This window comes from Mycolicibacterium sp. MU0053, assembly GCF_963378095.1.
Lineage (GTDB): Bacteria > Actinomycetota > Actinomycetes > Mycobacteriales > Mycobacteriaceae > Mycobacterium > Mycobacterium burgundiense.
Genome location: NZ_OY726397.1, coordinates 3,830,503 through 3,852,832, shown reverse-complemented (window position 1 = coordinate 3,852,832; position 22,330 = coordinate 3,830,503). Strand labels below are relative to the sequence as shown.

Genomic DNA, 22,330 nt, shown 5'->3' with positions numbered 1-22,330 from the left:
CGCCCGCCGTCGAGCCCGGTCAGTCGCGGGGGATGACGATCACCGGCGCGTCGGTACCGGCCAGGATGCGCGAGGCCGTCGAACCGAGGAAGATCCGCTTGGGCGCGCCGAATCGGCTCGACCCGACCACCAGCACATCCGACGGTGCCCAGGTCAGCTTCTTGAGCGCCGACTCCAGTGTCATGCCCTCGGCGACAAGGGATTCGACCTCCGGTGCGTTGGGCAGGGCGCTCGCGGCGACTTCGAGGTTCTGCTCGGCCGCGGCGATCTGCAGCGCGCGCAGTTCGGCCAGGTTCTCGGCCTCGGCGAGGTTCTCGGCGGACACCAGCGAGACCATCCGAATCGGCAGGCCGGCCGCGCCGGCCAGGGCGATCGCGAACGGCAACGGGTTGTCGTCGCCGGGCCTGGTGGGCACCGCCGCGGTGACCGCGGTCAGCGACTCGGGTGGTTCCTCGGCGTAGTTCCGGGGCGCCAACGCCACCGGAATGGTCGAACTGTGCAGCAGCGCACTGGCAACTGGTCCGATGGCATGGCCCCGGAAGATGCTGTCCCGCGCGCCCCCGACGACGATCAGGTCCGAGTCGTGGTCCCGGGCGAAGCCCATCAGCGTCTCGGCGAACGACTCACCCACCAGCACGTGGGCGCCGGCTGCGACGTTGCCGGCGGCCAAGGCGCCGGCCGCGCCGGCGACCCAGCGCTGCCCGCGTTCCACCAGCAGCTGCTGATACTGCGCCCGGCCGGGGCTGCCGTCGGGCAGTTCATGCCGGATCACCAGGACCACGTCGACAGTCGCGCCGAAGGTGCGGGCCAGCGCGGCGGCCAGGGCCACGCCGTCGTCGCCGGTCGGTGTTGCCAGGTAACCAACGGTTAAATGCATTGCAGCCCCCGCATTTTCAGTAGATGTCCGGTACCTTGACCTGGGTTTCGGCCGTCAGGGTCTCGCCGCGGAAGAAGCGCTTGGTGCCGAACGCGAAGCACAGCAGCATCAGCGGAACGCCGAGTACGAGCATGCCGACGCCGAAGACGAAGACCCCGCCGATCGATCCGAACGCGGTGGAGCCGTATGCCGGGTCGATCATATCGATCGCGCTCTGAAAGAACGCCCACACCATCGCGGTGCCGCCGAGTAGTGGAAAGACGCCCCGCATGAACAGGTTTCGGGTGGATTCCAACAGCGTGCGGCGGAAATACCAGACGCAGGCGAACGCGGTGATCATGTAGTAGAACGCCACCGCGAGGCCCAGCGAGGCGATCGAATCGGCCAGCGCATTCTGGCTGATGAAGCTCAACAGGAAGAAGAACCCCAGCGCGGAGATCCCCATCACGATGGTGCCGAATGTCGGTGTCATGTAACGCGGATGCACGAACGAGAAGCGTTTGGGGATGGCCTCGTAGACCGCCATCGACAGGGTGCCCCGCGCCGTGGGCAGGATGGTGGTCTGGGTCGAGGACAGCGCCGACACCGAGACCGTCAACAACAACAGCGCGGCCGCCACCGTCCCCGCGACCGGTCCGCCGAGCACCGTCAGCACGTCGTCGACGTTGTCCGGATTGTTCAGGCCGATCCCGGTGTCACCGAAACCCGCGAACGACTGGATCGCGTAGGCGACCAGCACATAGCTGGCCACCAGGATGAGCGTCGTGATGATCGCGGCGCGGCCGGGGGTGTTCGCCGAATCCCTGGTCTCCTCGCCGACGGCCAGGCAGGCGTCCCAGCCCCAGTAGATGAAGATGCACAGGATCACCGCGGCCGCGATGGAACTCGCGTCCAGGCCCGATGGCCACAGCCAACTCCACGACGGCGTGATCGCCTGCTCGCCGGCGGTGCCGCTGAACACCCGCACCAGGGCGATGACGCTGAAGCCGATCAGCACCAGGAACTGGATGGCCATCAGCACGCTCTGAATGCGTTCGGACAGCACGATGCCGCGGGCACTGACCGCGGTCATGGCGATGATGAAGAACGATCCGAGCAGGACCTTGGCGGTCAGCGACTCGGCGAGCGAATCGAGCCCGACGAACCGAAACAGGTAGATGGCCGCGATCTCGGCGACGTTGGCCAGCACGATGATCGCCGAGACCGCCAGGCCCCAGCCGCCGATCCAGCCGATCCACGGCCCGAACGCCTTGGTGGCCCAGGTGAACGTGGTACCGCAGTCGGGGGTGTCGCGCGCCAGCTCACGGTAGGCGAACGCGACCATCAGCATCGGGATGAAGGCGAGCACGAACATCGACGGCGCCTTCTCGCCGACCGCGAGCACGATGTAACCGAGAGTGGCGGCCAGGCTGTAGGCCGGTGCGGTGGCGGCCAGTCCGATGACGATGTTGCCGGCCAAACCGAGGGCGTCGGCCTGCAGCCCCTTGTCCGAGCGCGGCCGGGCCGGCGGTTCGGCGATTGCCATGCTCAGGGATAGTACGGTCGCCGCGGTGCGGCCGTCGGTGCAACGACGGAATACGCTGGGCGGGTGACCGCGAGCGCGCGAGCGGCCGAATTCGAGGCGATTCGGCCCCAGCTGTTGGCGGTGGCCTACCGGCTCACCGGCACGGTCGCCGACGCCGAGGACATGGTGCAGGAGGCCTGGTTGCGGTGGGCCGGACTGGGCGACCGCCGAGGCGACATCGCCGACCTGCGGGCCTGGTTGACGACGGTGGTGAGCCGGCTGTCCCTGGACTGGCTGCGGTCGGCCACCCACCGGCGGGAACGCTACGTCGGCACCTGGCTGCCCGAACCGGTGGTGGTCGAACTCGGGGCCGAGGATCCGTTGGCCGCCGTCGTCGCTTCGGAGGACGCCCGGTACGCGGCAATGGTTGTGCTGGAACGGCTTTCCCCGGATCAGCGGGTGGCCTTCGTGCTGCACGACGGCTTCGGGGTGCCCTTCGCCGAGGTCGCCGAGGTGCTGGGGGCCACCGCCTCGGCCGCGCGCCAACTGGCAACCCGGGCGCGTCGCGCGGTGGCGCAGGCAGCGCCCCCGCCGCCGGATCCGCGCCATGACGAGGCCGTCGGAAAGCTGATGGCGGCGATCGCGGCCGGGGATCTGGCCGATGTGGTCTCACTGTTGCACCCGGAGGTCAGCTTCACCGGCGACGCGAACCGCCGAGCGCCCACCGCGGCGCGTGTCATCGTCGGTCCCGACAAGGTGGCCCGGTTCCTGCTCGGCCTGGCCCGACGGTACGGACCGGGCTTCGTGACCTCGAGTCGACCGGCCTTGATCAACGGCGAGCTGGGTTCGTTCACGCCGGGGCTGCCGGCCGACCCCGACAATTCCGAAATGGCACCGCACATCGCCGCCGTGACCGTCAAGGACGGAAAGGTCTGGGCGGTATGGGATGTCGCGAACCCGGACAAGTTCGCCGGCTCACCGCTGCGCGACCGCGCGGTCAGGCCCAGGGCACCCGGCAGGCATCGCCGGAACTGAAGCCCTGCTCGGTGATGCCGAGCGCGGAGTACATCCGGGCCCGCATGTTCTCCACGCCGATCTGATAGGTCAGCTCGATCACCCCGTCGTCGCCGAACCGCCGCCGCAGGTCGCCGACCTGCTCGTCGGTGACGGTGTGCGGGTCGGTGGTGATGGCGTCGGCGTAGGCGATCGCGGCGCGTTCGTCGGCACTGAACCGCGGCGAGGTGGCGTAGTCGTCAATCGACTTCAACCGGTCGACGTCGAGGCCGTCCAGGCGCTGCAGCATGGCGCCGAAATCCACGCACCACGAGCAGCCGACGGTGCGGGCGGTCCAGAACACCGCGAGTTCGCGAACGCTGGCGGGCAGCTTGTTCGAGCCGCGCTGCAGCAGCATCTCGTGCACAGCGTTGGCGACCAAGAGCCGGGGGTGGTGTGCCGCCACCGCGAACGGCTCGGGGACCTCACCGAACCGGCGCCTGGCGAACCGGTACATGGCGCGGGTGAGCAGGCCGGCCTGCTTGGGGGGCAGGGGAGCGATTCGGGTTTCAGTCATACCCCTTGGACGAGATTGCCCGCCGATGTGTGACAGTCACCGGCGGGCCGGGCGGTCAGCCGGGTGGCGGCGGCGGGGTCGGAGCGCCGGCCGGCGGCGCGATCTTCGGATAGCTGCGCCCGGCGCTGGGCACCACGGCCTCGTCGTCCGGCTGTGCCCCGGTGGGCGCGGCGCGCCCCGGCGAGGGGTCCCAGCCGGTCTCGACGAGTCGCTTCTGCACGAGGATCGCCAGCCCCAGCAGGATGGCGCTGATCAGCAGCATCACCACCACGCCCCACACCGCGCCGAGCTTGGCGGCGTTGCCCATCAGAATTCCGTACCAACCGAAGTCGGTGTCGCCGAAGGTGGTGTTCTCCTCGCCGAGCGCGCCCAGCACACCCACCAGGATCGCGGGCAGGAAGGTGATCAGCAGGCCGTTGACGAAGCCGCCCGCGATCGCGCCGCGGCGACCGCCGGTGGCGTTGCCGTACACCCCGGCCGCGCCGCCGGTGAAGAAGTGCGGCACCAGCCCCGGCAACACCAGCACCCAGCCGAACGCCGGGCCCAGCCACGCCGCCAGGACGGCCAGCCCCACCAGGCCGGCGGTGAAGCTCGAGATGAATCCGACCAGCACCGCGTTCTGGGCGTAGGGGAACACGATGGGCGCGTCGAGGGCGGGCACCGCGCCTGGCACGACCCGCTTGGCGATGCCCTGGAAGGCCGGCACCAGCTCACCGAGGATGGTGCGCACGCCGAACAGGATCACCGCGACGGCCACGCCGAAGCCGAGGCCCTCGGTGACACCCATCATCAGGTAGTTGCCCACATCGGAGGCGGCCCCGGCGCCGGTGTCGTCGGCAAACGCCGCGAACGCGGTCTCCGGCCCGACCCTGACCAGGTAGATCAGCGAGACCGCCAGATAGATCAGCACCATCGACAGCGCGGTGGTGACCATCGAATCACGCAGGAAGCGCAGCGATTCGGGCAGTTTGAGATCCTCGGTGGACCTGCTCTTCTTGCCGCCCACGAAGCGGCCGGTGATGCCGGCGGAGATGTAGCCCAGCGTGCCGAAGTGCCCGATCGCGATGCTGTTGTCACCGGTGATCCGCTTGGTCCAGGGCTGCGAGATCGCCGGCAACGACACCAGCAGCACGCCCAGCAGGATGCCGCCAACCACGACGACGACCGTGGTGGAGAACCCGGCCGTGGCCAGCACGATGGTCAGCAGCGTGGCCATGAACAGCATGTGGTGGCCCGTGAGGAAGACGTAATGCAGGGGTGTGAAGCGCGCCAACAGCAGGCTGAAGCCGAAGCCCAGAATCATCAGCCAGGCCACCTGCGCGCCGAACTCGTTCTGTGCGATCCCGACGATCGCCTCGTTGGTGGGCACGACGCCCTGGCTGCCGGTGGCGCCCTGGATCATCACTCCCAGCGGTTCCAGCGAACCGACCACCAGCACCGCGCCGGCGTTGAGCAGCATGAAGCCGAGCGTGGCCTTCAACGCGCCGCCGACCACCTGCCCGACGTTCTTGCGCAGTGCGAGCAACCCGACGGCGGTGATGATGCCGATCAGGTAAGCGGGGACCGCCAGAATCTCGTTGACGAGGAATTCGGCGACGCTGACCAACCAGTCCATCGGTTCTCCTAGACGTCGTAGGAGGCGCGCATTGCGGCGTCGACCTCGGTGGTGGAGCTGAAGTTCTCGATGACCTTGACCGGAATCCCGACATCGCCGAGCGTCTTGGCGATCTCGCCCGAGGTCAGGATCAGGTCGGCGCCGGCGGCCTTACCCTTCGCGGAGATGGTGTCGGTGGCCTCGACGGTGATGAACCGGTCCCAGCCCCAGCGCTGCAGCACCTGTTCGAGGGTGCTCTTGAGAAACAGGCTGGTGCCCAGTCCGTTGCCGCACACCGTCAGGATCAGGTTCGACCCCTCCTTCGCGGCGGCGGCGGGGGCCGGGGTGGCGGTGCCGCCGAGCACTCCCAGCAACTCGGCGGGGGTGCTCGCGGTATCCAGCGCCGAGCGGCGGGCCGGGTCGCCGAGCACCTTGGCCAGCTCCGCCATGGCGGCCGTGTGGGCGCCGGCGTCGGTGGCGGCCAGCGCCACCACCAGCGTCACCGGGTCGTTTGTTTGGTGGCCGAATTCAACTGGATCGGCCAGCCGCACCCAGGACATGCCGGTGCGGTGCACGGCCGCCGCCGGCCGGGCATGCGCGAAAGCGAAACCGGGGGCGACCACGATGTAGGGGCCGTTGCTCTCGACATTGGCGATCATCGAGTCGGTGTAGGCGGATTCGGCGATGCCCGCCTGTTCCAACAGCGCGCCGGCGGCCCGGATCGCCTCCCGCCAGCCACCGGCCACCACGTCGAGGGCTATGCGTTCTTCGGACAGCAGTTCAGACAGGCCGGCCATGCTTGGGACCGTAACGTGTTTGTTGACCCAGCGTGCAGGAAGGCCGACCAGGATCTAGCGCGCGAACATCAGTGCGCGCTTGACCTCCTGGATCGCCTTGGTGACCTCGATGCCGCGCGGGCAGGCCTCGGTGCAGTTGAACGTGGTGCGGCAACGCCACACCCCGTCGACCTCGTTGAGGATGTCGAGGCGCTCGGCGGCGGCCTCGTCACGCGAGTCGAAGATGAACCGGTGGGCGTTGACGATGGCCGCGGGCCCGAAGTAGGACCCCTCGCTCCAGAACACCGGGCAGCTGGTGGTGCAGCACGCGCACAGGATGCACTTGGTGGTGTCGTCGTACCGGGCGCGGTCGGTCTGGCTCTGAATCCGTTCGCGGGTGGGCGGATTGCCGCTGGTGATCAGAAACGGCTTGACCGCGCGGAACGCGTCGAAGAACGGCTCCATGTTCACCACGAGGTCCTTCTCCACGGGCAATCCGCGGATCGGCTCGATGGTGATGGTCAGTTGCTTGCCGGCCTTCTTGGGCAGCATGTCGCGCATGAGCACCTTGCACGCCAACCGGTTGACGCCGTTGATCCGCATGGCATCCGAGCCGCAGACCCCGTGGGCGCAGGAGCGCCGGAACGTCAGGGTGCCGTCCAGGTAGCTCTTGACGTAGGTCAGCAGGTTCAGCAGCCGGTCGGTGGGCAGGCACGGCACGCGGAAGCTCTGATAGCCGGCCGCGTCCGGGTTCTCGGGATTGAACCGGGCGATCTTCAACGTCACCATGACGGCCTCGTCGGGCACGGGCGGCAGTGGCGGGTCGCCGGCCTCGGGCTTGTCGATCACGGGTGCACTCATGGTCAGTACTTCCGTTCCATTGGCTCGTACCGGGTCTGGACCACGGGCTTGTAATCCAGCCGGATGTCGGAAAGCAGATCCTCGCCTTGCTTGTAGGCCATGGTGTGACGCAGGTAGTTGGTGTCGTCACGGTTGGGATAGTCCTCGCGGGCGTGGCCGCCGCGAGATTCCTTGCGGTTCAACGCGCCCACCACGGTGACCTCGGCCAACTCGAGTAGGAAGCCGAGCTCGATGGCCTCCAGCAGGTCGCTGTTGTACCGCTTGCCCTTGTCGTGCACGGTGATTCGGGAGTAGCGCTCCTTGAGGGCATGGATGTCGGTGAGCGCCTGCTTGAGGGTCTCCTCGGTGCGGAACACCGCGGCGTTGTTGTCCATCGACTGCTGCAACGCCCCGCGGATGTCGGCGACCCGCTCGTGGCCGTGATCGGAAAGGATGTGGGACACCCAGCCGGTCACCATTTCCTCGGGCTTCGGCGGCAGGTCGACGAAGTCGTTGTCGGCGGCGTACTCGGCCGCGGCGATGCCCGCGCGCCGGCCGAACACGTTGATGTCCAGCAGTGAGTTGGTGCCCAACCGGTTTGCGCCGTGCACCGAGACGCACGCGCATTCGCCGGCGGCGTACAGGCCGGGCACGGTGTTGTTGTTGTCGCGCAACACCTGTCCGGTGACGGTGGTCGGGATGCCGCCCATCACGTAGTGACACGTCGGGTAGACGGGCACCAGTTCCGTGACCGGGTCCACACCGAGGTAGGTGCGGGCGAATTCGGTGATGTCGGGCAGCTTGGCTTCCAGCACGTCCGCGCCGAGGTGGCGCACGTCGATGTAGACGTAGTCCTTGTTCGGCCCGGCGCCGCGACCCTCGAGCACCTCGAGCACCATGGAACGCGCGACGATGTCGCGGGGCGCCAGGTCGACGATGGTGGGCGCGTAGCGCTCCATGAACCGCTCACCGTCGGCGTTGAGCAGTCGGCCGCCCTCGCCGCGCACGGCCTCCGAGATCAGGATGCCGAGACCGGCCAGGCCGGTCGGGTGGAACTGGTGAAATTCCATGTCCTCCAGCGGAAGTCCCTTGCGGAACACCACGGCCATGCCGTCGCCGGTCAGGGTGTGCGCATTCGAGGTGGTCTTGTACATCCGCCCCGATCCGCCGGTGGCGAAGACAATCGCCTTGGCGTGGAACACGTGCACGTCGCCGGTCGCCAGTTCATAGGCGACGATTCCGGTGGCCACCGGCCCGCTGGGGGTCTCGGACAGGATCAGGTCCAGCGCGTAGAACTCGTTGAAGAACTCCACATCGTGCTTGACGCAGTTTTGGTACAGCGTCTGCAGGATCATGTGGCCGGTGCGGTCGGCGGCATAACAGGCGCGACGCACCGGGGCCTTGCCGTGGTCGCGGGTGTGCCCGCCGAAGCGACGCTGGTCGATGCGGCCCTCGGGGGTGCGGTTGAACGGCATCCCCATCTTTTCCAGGTCCAGCACCGCGTCGATGGCCTCCTTGGCCATGATCTCCACCGCGTCCTGGTCGGCGAGGTAGTCGCCGCCCTTGACGGTGTCGAAGGTGTGCCACTCCCAGTTGTCTTCCTCGACGTTGGCCAGGGCGGCACACATCCCGCCCTGCGCGGCGCCGGTGTGGCTGCGCGTCGGGTACAGCTTGGTCAGTACGGCCGTCCGCGCGCGGGGTCCGGCCTCGACGGCGGCGCGCATACCCGCGCCGCCGGCACCGACGATGACGACGTCATAGCGATGCTCTTGAATCATGAAAACCTCATACTCAGGCGATGTTGGCGTCGAAGGTCAGCAGGACATAGGTACCGAGTACCAGGGTGAAGATCATGGACAGCGCCAGCAAGGAGTTGAGCCAGAACCGGGTGGAGTCCTTGCGGGTGTAGTCGGCGATGATCGTGCGCATCCCGTTGCCGCCGTGCAGTTGGGCCAGCCACAACAGCAGCAGATCCCAGGTCTGCCAGAACGGCGAAGCCCAGCGTTGCGCGACGTAGTTGAAGTCGATCCGGTACACGCCGTCCTGCCACATCAGCATGATGAACAGGTGGCCCAGTGCCAGGAACACCAGCGCGATGCCGGAGAACCGCATGAACAACCAGGCGTACTTCTCGAAGTTGGGCATCCCGCCGGCCCGCCGCGGCGCGCGCGGGTTGTCCAGGCCGGCCGGCCGGTCGTAGCTCTTCTCCAGGACCGGGGCCACCGGCCGAATGCGGGGCTGCTCGACGCTGCTCACAGGAACCTCTCCGCCATATGCATGCCCAGCACCACCAGGGCCGGGACCATGACCACCAACCAGATGACGCCGACCCCGACGAGCATCTTGCGCTGATGGCGCGGACCCTCGGCCCAGAAGTCGACCAGGATCACGCGCAGGCCGTTCAGCGCATGGAACAGCACCGCCGCGACCAGCCCGACCTCGAGCAACCCGACGATCGGGGTCTTGTAGGTCTCGATGACTTCGTTATAGACCTGCGGGCTGACCCGGACCAGGGCAGTGTCGAGCACGTGCACGAACAGAAAGAAGAAGATCGTCGCACCTGTGATGCGGTGCAGCACCCAGGACCACATGCCTGGGTCGCCCCGATACAGGGTGCGGCGGCGCGGCCGGTCGGTGTGCGCCGGCTCCGCTTGTGCCGCTGTTGTCATCAGCGCCTCCAACGCCTTCGTGGACGCCGTGGCATGTCGGCAACGCCGGCGTCGCGGTGTCTCGAATATCGCTCGTTACCACTGTGAACCACGAGCGAAACCGTCGGATGAACTCTAATCCCATTCTCAGTAACGACCGAATCCCCGTCGGGCCGGAAACGCCCGGTCGGGCCGAAAAGTTAGGGTGCCCTAATGGATAACGGCGATCGAAGCGGAGCGGCTGTGGCCGGTGTGTTGTTGAATACGAGGTGCGGTCATGACTGCTGATGTCGATTGGAAATCGTTGCGCGACAAAGCGATCGAGGTCAGGGCGGGGGCGTACGCACCGTATTCGCGGTTCCCGGTCGGCGCGGCGGCGCTGGTTGACGATCATCGAATCGTCGTCGGATGCAATGTGGAGAATGTCTCATATGGCCTAGGTCTCTGTGCCGAGTGCGCTGTGGTCTGTGCCCTGCGCGCCGGCGGTGGTGGCCGGCTGGTGGCGCTGGCGTGTGTGGGGCCCGACGGTGAGGCGCTGATGCCGTGCGGGCGCTGTCGGCAGGTGCTGCTCGAGCACGGCGGCCCCGAGATGCTGATCGACCACCCGCGGGGCCCGCGCCCGCTGCGGGAGTTGCTGCCCGACGCCTTCGGGCCGCACGACCTCGAGCGTCGCTAGGATCGGCCGGTATCGACGCCTCGACCACGGCCCCGCCGCCCCTGGATGCCCCGTCCGTCATCGCGGTCAAACGCGACGGCGGGGAACTCTGCGACGCCCAGATCGATTGGGTGATCGACGGCTACACCCAAGGCCGCATCGCCGAGGAACAGATGTCGGCGCTGCTGATGGCGATCTATCTGCGCGGGATGACCACGGCCGAGATCACCCGGTGGACGGCGGCGATGGTCGCCTCCGGGCAACGCTTCGACTTCACCGATCTGCGGCGGGACGGCAAGCCGCTGGCGTTGGTCGACAAGCACTCCACCGGTGGGGTCGGCGACAAGATCACCATTGCCCTGCTGCCCGTCGTGATGGCCTGCGGCGGTGCCGTCCCACAGGCCGCCGGGCGTGGCCTCGGTCACACCGGCGGCACCCTGGACAAGCTGGAGGCGATCCCCGGTTTCACCGCCGAGCTCTCGAAAAACCAAATTCGACAACAGCTTTGCGAGCTCGGAGCCGCCATCTTCGCGGCCGGTGAGCTGGCGCCGGCCGACCGCAAGATCTACGCGCTGCGCGACATCACCGGCACCGTCGAGTCGCTGCCGTTGATCGCGAGCTCGGTGATGAGCAAGAAACTGGCCGAAGGTGCGCGGGCGCTGGTGCTCGACGTCAAGGTGGGTCGCGGCGCGTTCTTGAAGACCGAGGCCGAATCACGCGCGCTGGCCCGGACCATGGTGGACCTCGGCACCGCCAGCGGGGTTCCGACCCGCGCCCTGCTCACCGACATGAACCGGCCGCTGGGGTACACCGTCGGCAACGCGGTCGAGGTGGTCGAATCGCTCGAGGTGCTGGCCGGCGGGGGACCGGGCGACGTCGTCGAGCTCACGTTGGCGCTGGCCGCCGAGATGCTGGACGCCGCCGGGATCGACGGCGTCGACCCGGCCGAAACGCTGCGGGACGGATCGGCCATGGATCGGTTCGAGCGCCTCGTCGCGGCCCAGGGCGGGGACCTGCGCGCCGGGCTGCCGCTGGGCGCGGCCACCGAGACGGTCACCGCGGCGCGCGGCGGCGTACTGACCGACGTCGACGCGATGGCGGTGGCGATGGCCGCGTGGCGACTGGGCGCCGGGCGCGCCGAACCCGGCGCGCCGGTGCAGGCCGGCGCCGGAGTGCGCATCCACCGCAGGCCGGGAGACCCGGTCACCGCCGGCGAGACCGTGTTCACGCTCTACACCGACACCCCGGACCGGTTGCCCGCGGCGCTGGCCGAGCTCGACGACGCCTGGTCCGTCGGCGACACCGCGCCGCCCGAGCTGCCGTTGCTGATCGATCGCCTCGGCTGACCCGCCTCGTCGCGGATGATGGTGGCATGAGAACGCCGCTGAGTCTGGACCGGATCCACCACGCCCCCAAGGCCCTGCTGCATGACCACCTCGACGGCGGCCTGCGCCCCGCCACCGTGCTCGAGTTGGCCGATCAGTTCGGGTATGACGGGCTGCCCGCCACCGAATTGGCGCCGCTGACCGAGTTCTTCCGCACCGCGGCCCACAGCGGGTCGTTGGTGCGCTATCTCGAGCCGTTCGCGCACACCGTCGGGGTGATGCAGACCACCGAGGCGCTGCACCGGGTCGCCCGCGAGTGCGTGGCGGATCTGGCCGCCGACAACGTGGTCTACGCCGAGGTGCGATTCGCCCCCGAACTGCACATCGACGGCGGCCTGTCGCTCGACGAGGTGGTCGATGCGGTGCTGGCCGGATTCGTCGACGGGATGGCCGCGGCCGCCGCGCTGGGCCGCACCATCGTGGTGCGCTGCCTGGTGACCGCGATGCGCCACGCCGCCCGGTCCCGGGAGATCGCCGAGCTGGCCATCCGATTCCGCGACCAGGGGGTGGTGGGCTTCGACATCGCCGGCGCCGAAGCCGGGTATCCGCCGTCGCGGCACCTCGACGCCTTCGAGTACATGCGGGACAACAACGCGCGCTTCACGATTCACGCCGGCGAGGCGTTCGGGCTGCCGTCCATCCACGAGGCCATCGCGTTCTGCGGCGCCGACCGGCTCGGCCACGGCGTCCGCATCGTCGACGACATCAGCGTGGGCGAGGACGGGTCGGTACGGCTGGGGCGGCTGGCCGCACTCCTGCGGGACAGGCGCATCCCGCTGGAGATGTGTCCGACGTCGAACGTGCAGACCGGCGCGGCCCGCTCGATCGCCGAGCACCCGTTCGACAAGCTGGCGCGGTTGCGGTTCCGGGTCACCGTCAACACCGACAACCGGCTGATCAGCGACACCACCATGAGCCAGGAGATGGCGCGTCTGGTCGAGGCCTTCGGCTACGGCTGGAGCGATCTGGAGCGGTTCACCATCAACGCGATGAAGTCGGCGTTCATCCCCTTCGATGAGCGGCTCGCGATCATCGACGACGTGATCAAGCCCCGCTACGCCGTCCTCGTCGGGTGATTTCGGCGCGCTAACCGGCGCGCAGCGCGGGAAACCGCGCCGAAATCACTCGCTGCGCAGGCGGGATTCGACGAAGCGTTCCAGCTTCTCGAACTGGGAGGCCGCCTCGGCGTACGGCGCGGCGGGTTTGACCCCGGCACCGTCGAGCACATAGGCCACGTAGCGGCCCAGCGGCGCGTCGGGGGCCAGCGCCTTGTCGACGGTGTCCTCCTCGGAGTAGTCGCCGAGGTCGCGCAGGAATTCGACCACCAACTCGAGCTGATCGCGGTCGACGTGCTCGGGACCGTCGGCCAGGTCGTCGGCCAGATCGGTCAGCACGTAGACGTTGTCCTCGGTGATGTCGATGTCGAGCGAGCCGTCGGTGGCCGCGGTGCGAATGTCGTCGTAGGTGCTCAGGTCCGACAGGTCGTGGTCGTGCTCGTCGGCCAGGTAGCGGGCCAGCGCGCGTTCCGAACTGAACACGCTGACCCGGCCGTTGCGGCCGAGGAAAATGGGCCGGTCGTCGAAGTAGCAGCGCAGCGTGTAGAACGTGCCGCCGCTGGTCATCACCCGGACGGGGTCGATGCCCACCTTGGCCCAGAAGTCGTCGTCATCCCCGAGCACGACGGTGTCGCCGGTCGCGCGCGGCGCGGGCGCGGCCGCGACGGTGTCGAGCTCGTCCGGCGCGGAGGCCGCGAGGTCATCGAGGTCGTCGTCCTCGGCGGGCGGCGCCGGTTCGGCCAGTTCCGCGGCCGCCTTGGCCGCGAGTGTGCTGTCGACGTCGGGGGTGGTCACGATCTCGTCGATGGCGGCGACCACGTTGTCCCAGTTGCGCCCCACCACGGCAGCGATGTTGTTCCACCGCTTGAGCCCGGCCTTGCCGGCGAACTCCGCGGCCCCGCCGTTGACCGCGGCCAGCGTCGGGTTGCCGTTGAAGAACTTGGTGACCGTGGGCAGTTCGCACACCGAGCCCAGCGAGGACACCACCGCCAGCGTGCGGGCCAGCAGGTTCACGCTGTCCTCGGTGGGTTTCTCGGCGAGCAGTTCCTCCACCGAGATCAGGTCGAACTGACGGTCCTCGGCCGGATCGAGTCGGTGCGCGTTGGCCTCGGTGATCCGCTGCCAGGCGGGATGGTCGGACAGATCGTTGTCCGCACCGCTGCGCACGAACGCCACCAGATCGGCGACGGAGGCGAAGCCGTAGAGGTCCTCACCCTCGCCGAGGAATGCCTCCCACTCGTCTCCACCTTCGCGCCAGCGCGGGGCCCACAGGGTGTACAGGTCGCCCGCGGTCACGCCGAGGCGGATCGGTACGAGGTCAGCAGCCATGCGGCACAGAATAACGACGCCGGCTGGCGCCGGGCGCACCCCATGCCCAACACCCGGTGTCACACGGGTCCACAATGGCCCCATGCAGACACCGAATTCCCGCCGGATCGCGGTCATCGGCGTGGTCATCGCCGCTATCGCCGCGGTGCTGGTGCTGCGCCCGGCGCTGCATTCGTTCGGCTACGGCCAGCTGAACTGGGCCGGTCTCGGTTATGCCGGAATCCCGCTGGCGCTGCTGTGGGCGACCGGCGCGCGCTATCACGGCATCTTCCGGTCGGCGGTCATCGCGACGACGGCCACCGCCGTCGCGGTGGGCGCGACCGCGGCGCTGTTCGTGCTGGCGCTGGGCCTGTCGCTGAGCGGTTCGGGGTCCGCCGGGATGCTCCTGGCGCTGTTGTGGGTGCTGCCGCCGCTCGTCATCCTCGTGCTGGGGTTGGCGGCCGCGCGTTTCTTGCGTCCCCGCACGCCCCAGACCGTTTAGGGTTCTCGGTTATGCACGTTTGCGTCGTGGATCATCCGTTGGCCGCGGCGCGGTTGACCACGCTGCGCGACGAACGCACCGGCAACGCCGGCTTCCGCGCGGCGCTGCGCGACCTGACGCTGATGCTGGTCTACGAGGCGACCCGGGACGTCGCGTGCACCGAGACCACGGTGCAGACCCCGATGGCGCCCACCACGGGCTGTCGACTGGCCAACCCGCCGCTGCTGGTGCCGGTGCTGCGGGCCGGCCTCGGCATGGTGGATCAGGCGCACGCGCTGATTCCGGAGGCGCAGGTGGGCTTCGTCGGCGTGGCTCGCGACGAGCGGACGCTGCTGCCCACGCCGTACCTGGAATCGTTGCCCGCGGACCTGGGCGACCGCCCGGTGATGGTGCTCGACCCGATGCTGGCCACCGGTGGTTCCATGGTCCACACGCTGGGGCTGCTGCAGTCCCGCGGCGCCACCGATATCACGCTGGTGTGCGTGGTGGCCGCGCCCGAGGGCGTGGCGGCGGTGGAAAAAGTGGCGCCCGCGGCCCGGCTGTTCACCGCCACCATCGACCAGGGCCTCAACGAAATCGCCTATATCGTCCCCGGATTGGGCGACGCGGGCGACCGACAATTCGGGCCCCGCTAACCGCCGATCAGCCGCGCACCGAGTTGGTACGCGGCGGCGACGAGAGCGCCCCGGAGTTCGTCGGCCGACGCGCGGGCTGCCTCGAGGTCCTCGGCCGGCGCGCAGCTGACCTCAAGGTAGAACTTGAGTTTCGGTTCGGTGCCCGACGGCCGCACGGTCATGCGTAGCTCCGCCTCCCCGCGCACGGCCGACAGCACCACCGCGTCGGTGCTGTCGTGGCCGGCGCGCTCGAGCAGATCCGCGACGACGACGGCGGAGCCGGCCAAGGTGGGCGGCGGATCGGCGCGCAGCGCGGCCATCGCGGGGGCGGCGTCCGGAACCCGCAGCGAGACCGCCGACGTCAGGTGCACGCCGTGGCGGCGGGCCAGCTCGTCGAGGACATCGAGCGGGGTGCGGCCCGCGGCGGCCAGCGTCGCCACCAGATCGCAGGCCAGCACCGCGGCGCTGATGCCGTCCTTGTCGCGCACCGTCGCCGGATCCACGCAGTGCCCGATGGCCTCCTCGTAGGCATAGACCAGTCGCTTGCCGGGTAGGTCGGCGTCGGCGCGCGCCAGCCATTTGAAGCCGGTCAGGGTTTCGACGTGGACGGCGCCGTAGGCGGCCGCGATGTCACCCAGCAGTCGCGAGGACACCACCGTGCTGGCCACCACGCAGTCGGCGCGGCTGTCCGCGGCCAGCTGCGACAACACGTAATCGCCCAGTAGCCACCCCGTTTCGTCGCCCGAGAGCATGCGCCAACCGGCCGGGGTGGGAACACCGACCGCGCACCGGTCGGCGTCGGGGTCGAGCGCGATGGCCAGATCGGCCCGGATCTCGGCCGCCAGCGCCAGCACCGCGTCGGCGGCCCCGGGCTCCTCCGGGTTGGGGAATGCCACGGTCGGGAAGTCGGGGTCGGGCTCGAACTGGTCGGTCACCACGTGCACGTCGTCGATGCCGGCCCGGCGCAGGGCCGCCAACGCCGTGTGGCCACCCACGCCGTGCATCGGCGTCAACGCCACCCGCACCGCGCCCTGGCCGCGGCGCACGTCGGCGGCGGCCGCCACGTAGCGCTGCCACAGCTCGGTTCCGGTCGGCAGCACCGGTGTCCGGCCGATGGCGTCGACGGGCGGCGCCGCGGCGATCGCGGCCTCGATCTCGGCGTCGGTGGGGGACACGATCTGGATGCCGCCCTCGAAGTACACCTTGTAGCCGTTGTCGCCGGCCGGGTTGTGCGACGCCGTGATCTGCACCCCGGCGGCCGCATTCAGTTCGCGCACCGCGAAGGCCAGCACCGGGGTGGGCAGCGGGTCCGGCAGCAGCGCGACCGAAAATCCCTCGGCGGCAAAAACTTCCGCGGTGGCCAGGGCGAAGTCCGCGGACTGGTGCCGGGCGTCGCGTCCCACCACGACGGTCGAGCCGCCCAGCCGTCGCTCCTTGAGGACCTGGGCCACCGCCCAGGTCGCGGTCGTGACGGTGGCGACGTTCATCCCGTCGGGTCCTGGGCGCATGGGGCCGCGCAACCCGGCGGTACCGAAAGTCAGCATGGGCCCGATTGTGCAGCAGACCCCGGCTTCCCGGCGATGTTGTTCGTCGCGCCGCTGGCGCGGGTTCGGCCGTCAGAGTCGGGCCAGCACCGCCGCGAGCAGGGCGCCCATCGCGGTGGCCGACTGACGCCCCGCCTCGAGCACCTCGGTGTGACTCAGCGGCGCACCCGTCATCCCGGCGGCCAGATTGGTCACCAACGAGATGGCCAGCACCTGCGCTCCGGCGGCGCGCGCCGCGATCGTCTCGTGCACCGTCGACATGCCGACCAGGTCGGCGCCGAGGGTGCGCAGCATCCGGATCTCGGCCGGGGTCTCGTAGTGCGGCCCGGGCAGACCGGCGTACACGCCCTCGGTCAGCGATGGGTCGATGTCGCGGGCCAGCGCCCGCAGGCGCGGCGAATACGCGTCCACGAGGTCGACGAATTGCGCACCGACCAGCGGGGAGCGTGCGGTGAGGTTGAGGTGGTCGCTGATCAGCACCGGCTGACCGACCGCGTGGTCCGCGCGCAGACCGCCGGCGGCGTTGGTCAACACCACGGTGCCCGCGCCGGCCGCGCACGCCGCGCGCACCGGGTGCACCACATGTGCCAGATCGTGACCCTCGTAGGCGTGGATGCGTCCGAGCAGCACCAACACCCGCTGCGCCCCGACCCGCAACGACAGCACCTGGCCGCGGTGGCCGGCCGCGCTCGGCGGGGTGAAGCCGGGCAGCTCGGACATCCCGATCGCGGTGGTCGGCTCGCCGAGCGTCTGCGCGGCGGGGGCCCAGCCGGAGCCGAGCACCACCGCGACATCGTGGTGGGCGACGCCGGTGCGTTCGGCGATGGCGGCGGCGGCGTCGGTCGCCAACCGGGAGGGATCGGCGGTCACGGGCAGTGAGCCTAACCGGCCAGTGCGATACTGCAATGATGTCCACTGTCTCCGCATCGTCGTGCGCCGAGGCCGTCGAGGACACCGTCCGGCGTTATCGCAATGACCTGATCGCGCTCTCGCACGCCATCCACGCCGAACCCGAGCTGGCCTTCGACGAGCACCGCAGCAGCGCCAAGGCCCAGGTTCTGGTGGCCGAACGCGGCTTTGCGGTGCAGCCGGGCGCCGGCGGTCTGCCGACCGCGTTCCGGGCGTCGTTCGGCAGCGGTCCGCTGACCATCGGGGTGTGCGCCGAATACGACGCGCTGCCCGAGATCGGACACGCCTGCGGACACAACATCATCGCGGCCGCGGCCGTCGGGGCGGCCCTCGCGCTCGCCGAGGTGGCCGACGAACTGGGCTTGACCGTCGTGCTGATCGGCACCCCGGCCGAGGAGTCCGGCGGCGGGAAGGCGCTGCTGCTGGAGGCGGGCGTGTTCGACGACATCGCCGCGGCGGTGATGGTGCACCCGGGCCCGCTCGACATCGCGGCGGCGCGTTCGCTGGCGCTCACGGAGGTGACGGCGACCTATCACGGCCGCGAGGCGCACGCGGCCGTGGCGCCGTTTCTGGGTGTCAACGCCGCCGACGCGGTGACCGTCACGCAGGTCGCGATCGGCCTGCTTCGCCAGCATCTGCGGCCCGGTCAGATGATGCACGGCATCGTCACCGACGGGGGACAGGCACCCAACATCGTTCCGGCCCGCGCCGAGCTGCGATACACCCTGCGCGCCGACGACACCGACGCGCTGCGTGACCTGGAGGACAAGGTGGCGGGCTGTTTCCTGGCCGGGGCGGTCGGCACCGGCTGCGAGTACGACGTGGTCCCGGTCTCCCCGGTGTACCGGGAGCTGAGCCCGGACCGCTGGCTGGCCGAGGCGTTCCGGGCCGAGATGCAACGCGCCGGCCGCTCGCCGCTGCCCAGCGACGTCGAGGCCGCATTCCCGCTCGGCAGCACCGACATGGGCAACGTCACCCAGCTGCTGCCGGGCATCCATCCGATCATCGGGGTCGAGGCCGGCGGCGCCTCGGTGCATCAACCGGCCTTCACCGCGGCCGCCGCCAGCCCCAGCGGCGACCGGGCCGTCATCGACGGAGCGGTGCTGCTGGCCCGCACCGTCGTGCGACTGGCCGAGACGCCCGAGCAGGCCGACCGGGTGCTCGAGCTGCTGCAGCGGCGGGCCTCATGAATTCGGTGAGCGCCGCCGAGGCCGCCGAAGCCTGGTTGGCGGCCAATTTCGACGACCTGGTCGCCTGGCGCCGGCACCTGCACCGCCATCCCGAGCTGGGCCGCCAGGAATTCGAAACCACCCAGTTCGTGGCCGAACGGCTGGCCAACGCCGGCCTGAACCCCAAGGTGCTGCCCGGTGGCACCGGCCTGACCTGCGACATCGGCCCCGAACATCGGCCGCGGATCGCACTGCGCGCCGACATGGACGGCCTGCCGATGGCCGAGCGGACCGGTGCGGTCTACTCCTCGTTGGTGCCCAACGTCGCCCACGCCTGCGGCCACGACGGCCACACCGCGATCCTGCTGGGCACCGGACTGGCGCTGGCCGCCGCGCCGGAACTGCCGGTCGGGGTGCGGCTGCTGTTTCAGGCCGCCGAGGAACTGATGCCGGGCGGGGCGATCGACGCGATCGCCGCCGGGGCGCTCAACGGCGTGTCGCGCATCTTCGCGTTGCACTGCGACCCGCGGCTGGCGGTCGGTCGGGTGGCGACGACGCCGGGGCCCATCACGTCGGCGGCCGACTCGATCGAGATCACCCTGAACTCATCGGGCGGCCACACGTCGCGGCCGCACCTGACCGGCGACCTGGTGTACGGTCTCGGCACCCTGATCACCGGGCTGCCCGGGGTGTTGTCGCGGCGGGTCGATCCGCGGCACAGCACCGTGATGGTGTGGGGCGCGGTCCGGGCCGGGGTCGCCGCCAACGCGATCCCGCAGACCGGCACGCTGGCCGGGACCGTACGCACCGCCAGCCGCGAGACCTGGCTCGAGCTGGAAAACCTGGTCGCCGAGACGGTTTCGGGTCTGCTTGCCCCGCTCGGTATCGAACACACCCTGCAATACCGCCGCGGGGTGCCGCCGGTGGTCAACGAGGAAGTCTCGACCCGGATCATGACGCACGCGATCGAGGCGCTGGGCCCGGACACCCTGGCCGACACCCGGCAATCCGGCGGCGGTGAAGACTTCTCCTGGTACCTCGAGGAAATCCCGGGGGCCATGGCGCGGCTGGGGGTGTGGAGCGGCGACGGTCCCCAGCTGGATCTGCATCAGCCGAACTTCGACCTCGACGAGCGCGCGTTGGCCGTCGGGGTGCGGGTGATGGCCAACATCGTGGATCAGAGCGCCGCGTTTTAGACCTGACGTGCATCGAGGCAGAACTCACGCCGGAGGTTACTCGCACTTTCCCTGCGTGACGTCTGACTCGATCGGGGTGGGCGCCTAGGTGCCCGGCCCGATGTTGCTGGCCGGCCGGGTCCGCAGCTGGTGCACGTACTCCGGCGGTGCCCCGGCGATCTCGGCGGCCTCGGCCATCACGCCCAGGTAGCGGGCCGACGGGATGCCGCCCTCCCAGGCGTCGACCACGTAGAGCCAGGCCAGCACGGGATCGGTGGTGGTGTCCGAGGACTCCCGCTGCACCCGGCACCGGATCTTCTTGTGCACGCCGAGTTCGGAGCCCTCCCAGCGGTCGAGGTTCTCCTCGTCTTCCTTGGTCATGTCGTAGAGCACCACGAAGACCTTCGACTGCGGGTCCTGGACGACGGTGGCCAGCGCACCTTCCCAGCCCAGGTCCTCACCGCCGAACGTCAGGCGCCAGCCGTGCAACCAGCCGGTTCCGGCCATGGGCGAGTGCGGCGCCCGTTCCAGCATCTGCTCTGGATGCATGTTGGACCCGTAGGCAGCGTAGAGCGGCACGGGGAAAGCTTAGACGGCCTGCGATCGAAGGTCGGCCGACATCCACACCCACGCCACGCCGGGGCCCGGGTTGGCCTAGGTTAATTGCCGTGGAGCAGCTGTGGTGAGGCGCATCGTGATCGTCGGCGGCGGGCCGGCCGGCTATGAGGCGGCACTGGTGGCCGCGGGGTACGGAAAGGACGCCAACCACGTCACCGTGGTCGACTCCGACGGGATCGGCGGCGCCGCCGTGCTCTTCGACTGCGTGCCGTCCAAGGCCTTCATCGCCTCGACCGGGGTGCGCACCGAACTGCGGCGCGCCGCCGGCCTGGGCTTCGACCTCGGCATCGAGGCCGCCAAGATCACCTTGAGTCAGCTCAACAACCGCGCGATGACGCTCGCGGCGTCCCAATCGGCCGACATCGGTAACCAGTTGCTCAACAACGGGGTGACGGTGATCAACGGGCGCGCCGAGTTGGTGGACGACATCGCGGGGATGGCACACCACCGGGTCAAGGTGACCACGGCCGACGGCCGGACCGGCGTGCTCAAGGCCGACGTCGTGCTCATCGCGACCGGGGCCCGCCCGCGGGTGTTGCCCAACGCCGAACCCGACGGGGTGCGCATCCTGAACTGGCGGCAGCTCTATGACCTCGATGAGCTGCCCGAGCACCTGATCATCGTGGGCTCCGGGGTGACCGGCGCGGAGTTCTGCAACGCCTACACCGAACTCGGCGTCACGGTCACCGTGGTCGCCAGCCGGGACCAGATCCTGCCGCACGAGGACAGCGACGCCGCCGCGGTGCTCGAGGAGGTGTTCGCCGAACGCGGGGTCACGCTGGTCAAGAACGCCCGGGCCAATTCCGTGCAGCGGACCCCGACCGGAGTCCGGGTCAACATCGCCGACGGCAGAACCGTGGAGGGCAGCCACGCGCTGATGACGGTCGGCTCGGTGCCCAACACCGCCGGCCTCGGGCTCGAGCGCGTCGGGGTCGAACTCAACCCCGGCGGCTACATCCCGGTCGACCGGGTCTCCCGCACTCCGGCGGCCGGTATCTATGCCGCCGGTGACTGCACCGGCCTGTTGCCGTTGGCGTCGGTGGCGGCCATGCAGGGCCGCATCGCGATGTACCACGCGCTCGGCGAGGGGGTGTCCCCGATCCGGTTGCGGACGGTCGCCGCAGCGACGTTCACGCGCCCCGAGATCGGTGCGGTCGGCATCCCGCAGAGCGCGATCGACGACGGCAGCGTGCCGGCCCGCACCCTGATGCTGCCGCTGAACACCAACGCGCGCGCCAAGATGTCGCTGCTGCGGCACGGTTTCGTCAAGATCTTCTGCCGACCCGCCACCGGTGTGGTGATCGGCGGGGTGGTGGTGGCGCCGATCGCCTCGGAGCTGATCCTGCCGATCGCGCTGGCGGTGCAGAACCGCATCTCGGTGACGGATCTGGCGCAGACGCTGTCGGTGTACCCGTCGTTGTCGGGCTCGATCGTGGAGGCCGCCCGCCGCCTGATGGCCCACGATGACCTGGACTGAGGCCTCCCCCCATTCCCCCGATCCTCCGCGAGCGGGCGTGTCCCCGGCCGACACGCCGCTGCGCGCACCGGGTCTGCGCACCCTCGCGCAGGACAGCCGACGCGGTCAGC

Annotated in this window: 20 protein-coding genes and 2 pseudogenes; 9 read left to right on the top strand and 13 right to left on the bottom strand. The window is 69.7% G+C overall.

Translation table 11 applies throughout. The features are described 5' to 3' along the window. Positions 1-19 precede the first annotated feature (19 nt). Both RCP80_RS18225 and RCP80_RS18220 read right to left on the bottom strand, forming a co-directional pair. Complete coding sequence (locus tag RCP80_RS18225) at positions 20-877, bottom strand: universal stress protein (RefSeq protein WP_308479013.1); 858 nt, start codon at positions 875-877, stop codon at positions 20-22. Positions 878-893: 16 nt separating this feature from the next. Beyond that, on the bottom strand, positions 894-2,402 hold the full coding sequence (locus RCP80_RS18220; RefSeq protein ID WP_308479012.1) for an APC family permease: 1,509 nt from the start codon (positions 2,400-2,402) through the stop codon (positions 894-896). Between the two features lie 63 nt (positions 2,403-2,465). Between RCP80_RS18220 and RCP80_RS18215 the strand changes: the two genes are divergently transcribed. Then, entirely contained in the window at positions 2,466-3,416 is a 951-nt protein-coding gene (locus tag RCP80_RS18215) for a sigma-70 family RNA polymerase sigma factor (protein ID WP_308479011.1), read from the top strand. Here RCP80_RS18215 and RCP80_RS18210 read toward each other — a convergent pair. From RCP80_RS18210 to sdhC, 7 genes and pseudogenes are all read right to left on the bottom strand, one after another. Next, positions 3,379-3,951: pseudogene (locus tag RCP80_RS18210) on the bottom strand (carboxymuconolactone decarboxylase family protein); the annotation flags it as partial. The gene RCP80_RS18215 and the pseudogene RCP80_RS18210 overlap by 38 nt on opposite strands. A gap of 55 nt (positions 3,952-4,006) precedes the next feature. Continuing rightward, positions 4,007-5,566, bottom strand: a complete 1,560-nt coding sequence (locus tag RCP80_RS18205) for a PTS ascorbate transporter subunit IIC (RefSeq protein ID WP_308479009.1) — start codon at positions 5,564-5,566, stop codon at positions 4,007-4,009. Between the two features lie 8 nt (positions 5,567-5,574). Further along, on the bottom strand, positions 5,575-6,342 hold the full coding sequence (locus RCP80_RS18200; RefSeq protein WP_308479008.1) for a PTS sugar transporter subunit IIAB: 768 nt from the start codon (positions 6,340-6,342) through the stop codon (positions 5,575-5,577). Positions 6,343-6,396: 54 nt separating this feature from the next. After that, positions 6,397-7,182 (bottom strand): succinate dehydrogenase iron-sulfur subunit, encoded by a 786-nt coding sequence (locus RCP80_RS18195; protein WP_308479007.1) that lies wholly within the window; start codon positions 7,180-7,182, stop codon positions 6,397-6,399. A gap of 2 nt (positions 7,183-7,184) precedes the next feature. Then, positions 7,185-8,939 (bottom strand): succinate dehydrogenase flavoprotein subunit, encoded by a 1,755-nt coding sequence (gene sdhA, locus RCP80_RS18190; RefSeq protein ID WP_308479006.1) that lies wholly within the window; start codon positions 8,937-8,939, stop codon positions 7,185-7,187. Between the two features lie 13 nt (positions 8,940-8,952). Further along, a complete protein-coding gene (locus RCP80_RS18185) occupies positions 8,953-9,417 on the bottom strand; it encodes a succinate dehydrogenase hydrophobic membrane anchor subunit (protein WP_308479005.1) in 465 nt (154 codons plus the stop codon). Then, positions 9,414-9,830, bottom strand: a complete 417-nt coding sequence (gene sdhC, locus RCP80_RS18180; RefSeq protein WP_308479004.1) for a succinate dehydrogenase, cytochrome b556 subunit — start codon at positions 9,828-9,830, stop codon at positions 9,414-9,416. The genes RCP80_RS18185 and sdhC overlap by 4 nt, the downstream gene beginning before the upstream one ends. A gap of 256 nt (positions 9,831-10,086) precedes the next feature. On the opposite strand from sdhC, the gene RCP80_RS18175 reads away from it, so the two are divergent. Genes RCP80_RS18175 through RCP80_RS18165 form a run of 3 tightly spaced genes read left to right on the top strand, consistent with a single transcriptional unit; the run spans position 10,087 to position 12,925 of the window. Continuing rightward, positions 10,087-10,485 carry a cytidine deaminase gene (locus RCP80_RS18175; RefSeq protein ID WP_308479003.1) on the top strand — a complete coding sequence of 133 codons (399 nt, stop codon included), beginning with the start codon at positions 10,087-10,089 and terminating at the stop codon, positions 10,483-10,485. 11 nt (positions 10,486-10,496) lie between these two features. Next, a complete protein-coding gene (locus tag RCP80_RS18170) occupies positions 10,497-11,810 on the top strand; it encodes a thymidine phosphorylase (protein ID WP_308482913.1) in 1,314 nt (437 codons plus the stop codon). Between the two features lie 26 nt (positions 11,811-11,836). After that, the gene (locus RCP80_RS18165; RefSeq protein WP_308479002.1) at positions 11,837-12,925 is read left to right on the top strand and encodes an adenosine deaminase; all 1,089 of its coding nucleotides are present in this window, start codon (positions 11,837-11,839) and stop codon (positions 12,923-12,925) included. A gap of 45 nt (positions 12,926-12,970) precedes the next feature. Here RCP80_RS18165 and satS read toward each other — a convergent pair whose 3' ends face one another. After that, the gene (satS, locus tag RCP80_RS18160) at positions 12,971-14,233 is read right to left on the bottom strand and encodes a protein export chaperone SatS (protein ID WP_308479001.1); all 1,263 of its coding nucleotides are present in this window, start codon (positions 14,231-14,233) and stop codon (positions 12,971-12,973) included. Positions 14,234-14,315: 82 nt separating this feature from the next. Here satS and RCP80_RS18155 point away from each other — a divergent pair, with 82 nt between their 5' ends. Both RCP80_RS18155 and upp read left to right on the top strand, forming a co-directional pair. Next, complete coding sequence (locus tag RCP80_RS18155) at positions 14,316-14,714, top strand: hypothetical protein (protein ID WP_308479000.1); 399 nt, start codon at positions 14,316-14,318, stop codon at positions 14,712-14,714. An 11-nt stretch (positions 14,715-14,725) separates the two neighbouring features. Then, positions 14,726-15,349: a uracil phosphoribosyltransferase gene (gene upp / locus RCP80_RS18150; RefSeq protein WP_308478999.1), complete on the top strand. Its 624-nt coding sequence runs from the start codon at positions 14,726-14,728 to the stop codon at positions 15,347-15,349. Here upp and RCP80_RS18145 read toward each other — a convergent pair. Then, positions 15,346-16,869, bottom strand: a pseudogene (locus RCP80_RS18145) (phospho-sugar mutase); the annotation flags it as partial. The gene upp and the pseudogene RCP80_RS18145 overlap by 4 nt on opposite strands. A gap of 75 nt (positions 16,870-16,944) precedes the next feature. Next, entirely contained in the window at positions 16,945-17,742 is a 798-nt protein-coding gene (locus RCP80_RS18140; protein ID WP_308478998.1) for a purine-nucleoside phosphorylase, read from the bottom strand. A gap of 38 nt (positions 17,743-17,780) precedes the next feature. On the opposite strand from RCP80_RS18140, the gene RCP80_RS18135 reads away from it, so the two are divergent. Continuing rightward, the gene (locus RCP80_RS18135; RefSeq protein WP_308478997.1) at positions 17,781-18,971 is read left to right on the top strand and encodes a M20 family metallopeptidase; all 1,191 of its coding nucleotides are present in this window, start codon (positions 17,781-17,783) and stop codon (positions 18,969-18,971) included. Then, positions 18,968-20,146, top strand: coding sequence for a M20 family metallopeptidase (locus tag RCP80_RS18130; protein WP_373693372.1), 1,179 nt, complete (start codon positions 18,968-18,970; stop codon positions 20,144-20,146). Before RCP80_RS18135 ends, RCP80_RS18130 begins: the two co-directional genes overlap by 4 nt. 84 nt (positions 20,147-20,230) lie before the next feature. On the opposite strand, the gene RCP80_RS18125 is transcribed toward RCP80_RS18130, so the two are convergent. After that, complete coding sequence (locus RCP80_RS18125) at positions 20,231-20,704, bottom strand: gamma-glutamylcyclotransferase family protein (protein ID WP_308478996.1); 474 nt, start codon at positions 20,702-20,704, stop codon at positions 20,231-20,233. A gap of 100 nt (positions 20,705-20,804) precedes the next feature. Between RCP80_RS18125 and RCP80_RS18120 the strand changes: the two genes are divergently transcribed. Further along, on the top strand, positions 20,805-22,220 hold the full coding sequence (locus tag RCP80_RS18120) for an NAD(P)H-quinone dehydrogenase (protein WP_308478995.1): 1,416 nt from the start codon (positions 20,805-20,807) through the stop codon (positions 22,218-22,220). Positions 22,221-22,330: the final 110 nt, after the last annotated feature.